The 4,676-nt window shown below is 71.4% G+C and carries 4 protein-coding genes; 2 read left to right on the plus strand and 2 right to left on the minus strand.

The genetic code is table 11. The features are described 5' to 3' along the window. Positions 1-365 precede the first annotated feature (365 nt). Positions 366-554 carry a hypothetical protein gene (locus tag AC08OP_RS04720; RefSeq protein WP_476613072.1) on the minus strand — a complete coding sequence of 63 codons (189 nt, stop codon included), beginning with the start codon at positions 552-554 and terminating at the stop codon, positions 366-368. Between the two features lie 215 nt (positions 555-769). Beyond that, positions 770-1,174 (minus strand): ArsR/SmtB family transcription factor, encoded by a 405-nt coding sequence (locus tag AC08OP_RS04725; RefSeq protein ID WP_476613073.1) that lies wholly within the window; start codon positions 1,172-1,174, stop codon positions 770-772. Between the two features lie 109 nt (positions 1,175-1,283). Here AC08OP_RS04725 and AC08OP_RS04730 point away from each other — a divergent pair, with 109 nt between their 5' ends. Then, entirely contained in the window at positions 1,284-3,308 is a 2,025-nt protein-coding gene (locus AC08OP_RS04730) for a heavy metal translocating P-type ATPase (RefSeq protein WP_476613074.1), read from the plus strand. A gap of 168 nt (positions 3,309-3,476) precedes the next feature. Continuing rightward, a partial coding sequence (locus AC08OP_RS04735; RefSeq protein ID WP_476613075.1) for an ATP-binding protein occupies positions 3,477-4,676 on the plus strand: 1,200 nt, incomplete at its 3' end.

Genomic DNA, 4,676 nt, shown 5'->3' on the forward strand with positions numbered 1-4,676 from the left:
ACGCACTCCACGCGGGTCCCGCGGGTCCGGGATCTGCTCGAAACAGCCCGCCACCGGCCCGCCCGCCGCGGCCAACGCCGCCAGCGCCCTCTCCGCCCGCCCGGCGGCGGGCGCCACCAGCTGACCGGGCCGGACACCGGGCCCCGGCCCGCATCGACGGCGACGAGGTGATCGTCGGGGCCAGGCACGAGGACCGCCCCGCCGGAGCCGTCGAACTCCTCACCCTCGCGGATGGTTCCCGGCGCTGGCACACCCATCGACACACCCACCGGCACACCGTTGTACGACACCGAAAGCGCGGCACTGTACCTGCCCACACCCGGCCAGACGGTACGCCTCGATGTCACCAGCGGTAAGGATGGGTATCAGAGTTGACCGAAATCGATCTCTGCCGCGAAGGGAGCCGAGATCTTGACCACGCCGGTGAACACCTCTCCATCCCGGTAGGCCCCGCTCGCCGGATCGAGGACATAGGTGTACACCAGCGGAACACCGGTAGCGGCCTGCTCGACCCGCCAGTAGAAAGCGATGCCGGCCCTGGCGTACTGGTCCACCTTCACGATCCTGGTCGAAGTCCGTATCGGCGTTCCAGTCCGCCCCCGCGGCCACCTCCAGAGCGCTCGATGGGCACCGCCTTGCCTCTTGCCCGGATCCCTCTTGCCCGGACCATTGACCGCGAGACTTGGCCGCCCGCGAGACTTGGCCGCCCGCGCCTGGGGACGGCGCGACCGCGCCTCCACCGGCACGGGCGGGATGCGTGGTCGGCGCGTCAGGCGGTCGGGGCGGTCGCCGTCTCCCGCTCCGGCTCGGCGTCGGTAGCGGGGGTGTCCGCGAGGCCGAGGCCGAGGTGTTCGACATGGTAGAGGGCCTGGTCAAGGAGCTCGGCGACGTGGTTGTCGTAGAGGGAGTACACCACGGAGCGGCCTTTGCGGGTGCCAGCCACGAGGCCGAGATGGCGCAGCAGGCGGAGCTGGTGGGAGCAGGCGGACTGCTCCAGACCGACCTCGGCGGCCAGCTCGGTCGCGGCGAGCGGGCCCTCGCGTAACCGGGCGAGGATCAACAGTCTCGACGGGGCCGCCAGCGCTTGGAGAGTGGTGGCGACCTTCGCGGCGCTGACCGCATCCAGGCGGGTACGCGGGACGTAGCTGGCAGACGGTGCGGCTCCATGACCCACGCAGCTATGGTATACACCCAACCATGCTTACATGAGCATTTGTTCATCTGTTCCTGTATGATGGTCGAGCTGTCACTGTGCCCGTCGCGCGCAAAGGATCCCGCTACCGATGTCGATCGCCATGGCCCGTCCGACGACGGCTGCCCGCGCCGCCGGCGAGGCGACGCCGCGCAGGCGCCACACCCGGGTTTTCGCCTTGCCCGAGATCCGCTGGGCGGCTGCGGCGCTCGTGCTGTTCCTGTTGGCCCTGCCGCTGTACCTGCTGGGAGCGCCGGCGTGGGCGTGGGGGCCGTTGTATGCGGCCGTGTACGTGACCGGCGGCTGGGAACCGGGCTGGGCGGGCCTTCAGGCGCTGCGGGCGAAAACGCTGGATGTAGACCTGCTGATGGTCTTGGCCGCGCTGGGAGCGGCGGCGATCGGGCAGGTGCTCGACGGGGCACTGCTGATCGTCATCTTCGCCACCTCCGGGGCGTTGGAGGCGGTCGCCACCGCCCGGACCGCAGACTCCGTGCGCGGCCTGCTCGATCTGGCGCCCGCCACCGCCAGCCGCCTGGCCGACGACGGCACCGAGGAGACGGTGCCCGCCGAGCAGCTGAGGACGGGCGACATCATCCTGGTGCGGCCCGGCGAACGCATCGGCGCCGACGGCAGGGTTCTGGACGGGGCGAGCGGGGTGGACCAGGCCACCATCACCGGCGAGCCGCTGCCGGTGGTGAAGGAGACCGGGGACGAGGTGTTCGCCGGCACCCTGAACGGCACCGGCGCATTGCGGGTGAAGGTCGAGCGCGACCCGGCGGATTCGGTGATCGCCCGGATCGTGGCCATAGTCGAGGAAGCCTCGAAGACCAAGGCCTCGACCCAGCTGTTCATCGAGAAGGTCGAGCAGCGGTACAGCCTCGGCATGGTCGCGGTCACGGTGGCGCTGTTCACGCTACCGCTGCTGGTCGGCGCGGCCTTGCAACCGACGCTGCTGCGCGCCATGACCTTCATGATCGTCGCATCGCCGTGCGCGGTCGTGCTGGCCACCATGCCCCCGCTGCTGTCCGCGGTCGCCACCGCCGGCCGCCACGGCGTCCTGATCAAGTCCGTGCTGGTCATGGAACGCCTCGGCCAGGTCGACGCCGTCGCGCTGGACAAGACCGGCACCCTCACCGAAGGCACCCCTCGGGTGACGGACATCCAGCCGCTGGCCGCCTCCGGCCTTACCCAGGACGGCCTGCTGGCGCTGGCGGCGGCGGCCGAGCACCCCAGCGAGCACCCGCTGGCCCGCTCCATCGTGGAAGCCGCCCGCACCCGCGAACTGGACATCCCGCCGGTGGAGACCTTCACCTCCACCGCCGGCACCGGCGTGACCGCCACCGTCAACGGCCAGCCGGTCGCGGTCGGCAGCCCCGTACGGCTGCTGGGCAACCGCTCCCAGCACCCGGCCGCCGCGGTGGCCGCCCGCCTGGAAGAAAAGGGCCGTACCGCGGTCCTGGTCATCCTGGACGATACCCCGGTGGGTGTGCTGGGCATCGCCGACCGGCTGCGCGACAAGGCCGCCGCCACCGTCACCGCCCTGGCCACGGCGACCGGCACCGCGCCTGTCCTGGTCACCGGCGACAACCCGCGCGCCGCCGCCCACCTCGCCGCCGAGGTCGGCATCGCCGACGTCCGCGCCGGTCTACTACCCCAGGACAAAGTCACCGCTGTCCAAAACCTCCAGCAGGCCGGCCGGAAGGTGCTGATGGTCGGCGACGGCGTCAACGACGCCCCCGCACTCGCCGCCGCCTACGCCAGCATCGCCATGGGCCGCGCCGGCTCCGACCTCGCCCTCGACACCGCCGACGCCGTGGTGGTCCGCGACGAACTGGCCACCATCCCCGCTGTCGTCGCCCTCGCGCGGCGGGCCCGCCGCCTGGTAGTGCAGAACCTCGTCATCGCCGCGTTGTTCATCACTGGCCTGGTGATCTGGGACCTGATCGGCACCCTGCCGCTGCCGCTGGGAGTCGCCGGCCACGAGGGCTCCACCGTCATCGTCGGCCTCAACGGACTGCGTCTACTCACCGACGCCGCCTGGCGCCGCGCCGAGCGGCCAGAACACTCGGCTGAGATCGTCCGTCCTGATCATCACCACCGGAACGCGCAGGAGTAGGGGCCGCCCCGCCCAAGGGAGCACCTACAGGCACGAAGATTGCCTTCGGCCGGGGGCGGCGGTCCCAAGGTCCCGCCAGAAAGCTTCGTCAGTCCCTGCTGATCGGGGCGGAACAGAAGGGCATTGTCGAGTCGACGATCCGTCGGTGACCGACTTGAAGGAGCCAGCGTGCCCATCTGGCACATCCGTCCCTACGAGACCGTCGACTACGCGGCGACAGTACGCCTGCTGGAGGAAGTGCGGAGCACCCCGGGCGGCCCGCCCATCAACCTCACCGACACCGTGCTGGCGCTGCGGCACGAACTCCCGGACACCGAGTCCCCCGCGGTGGTCGCCGTCGCGGGCGAGCATCTCGTCGGTGCCGCGGTCGGGCGCAAGGAGGGCGGCCAGGGCCGGGTGCTCACGGTCGCCATCGCGCCCGCCTGGCGTCACCACGGCATTGGCTCCAGCCTGTTGCAGAGCGTGGAGAACCTGCTCCTGCACGCCGGCTGCCGGCGGATCACCACGCTGATCACCCCCGGGCAGCCGGGTGAGGAGGCGTTCCTCAACCGCGGCTTCACCGCTACCGGGCAGGTACTCTACGACAAGCAGGTTCCCCTGCGCCCGGCGGACGTCTCCACCGTCGAGCGGTGGGGCGGCGCGCTGCTGAGCACCTCCGAGTGGTCCAACCTCGCCGGGATGGAGGAGGAGCGCGCGCTCATCGAGAAGCGGCTGCTGCTGCCGGTCCGGGAACGGGAGCTCGCCGAGGCATACGGAGTCGTCATCCCGACGGCGATGCTGCTGTTCGGGCCGCCCGGCACCGGCAAGACGTCCTTCGCCCGGGCGGTCGCCGCCCGGCTGGAATGGCCGTTCGTCGAGCTCCTGCCCTCACGGCTGGCCTCCGGCGGCAGTGGGCTCGCCGCCGAGCTGCGGTCAGCGATCAACGACCTCATGGGGGTCGAGCGGGTCGTCGTGTTCATTGACGAGGTCGACGAGATCGCCCAGTCACGCGAGACCCGGCCGGAGAACCAGTCCGTCGTCAACGAGCTGCTCAAGGCAATCCCGCAGTTCCGCGGGGTGCAGGGCCGGCTGCTGATCTGCGCGACCAACGCGGTCTCGGCGCTGGATCCCGCGTTCATCCGGCCCGGCCGGTTCGATCTCGTCCTCCCTGTCGGGCCGCCGGACGCCAAGGGGCGCCGGGTGCTGCTCGAAGGGCTGCTGGACCGGGTCGCGAACAAGGGGGACATCGATCTGGACGCCGTCGTCGCGGCCACCGATCTGTTCACGCCGGCCGATCTCTCGGCGGTCGTGCAGCGCTCCGCCGCCGCCGCCTTCCACCGGGCCGCCGACGGGGCGAAGGTCGGCGCCGGGGCGGGAGCGGAGAGCGGC

The organism is Frankia sp. CeRuru1, assembly GCF_977966315.1.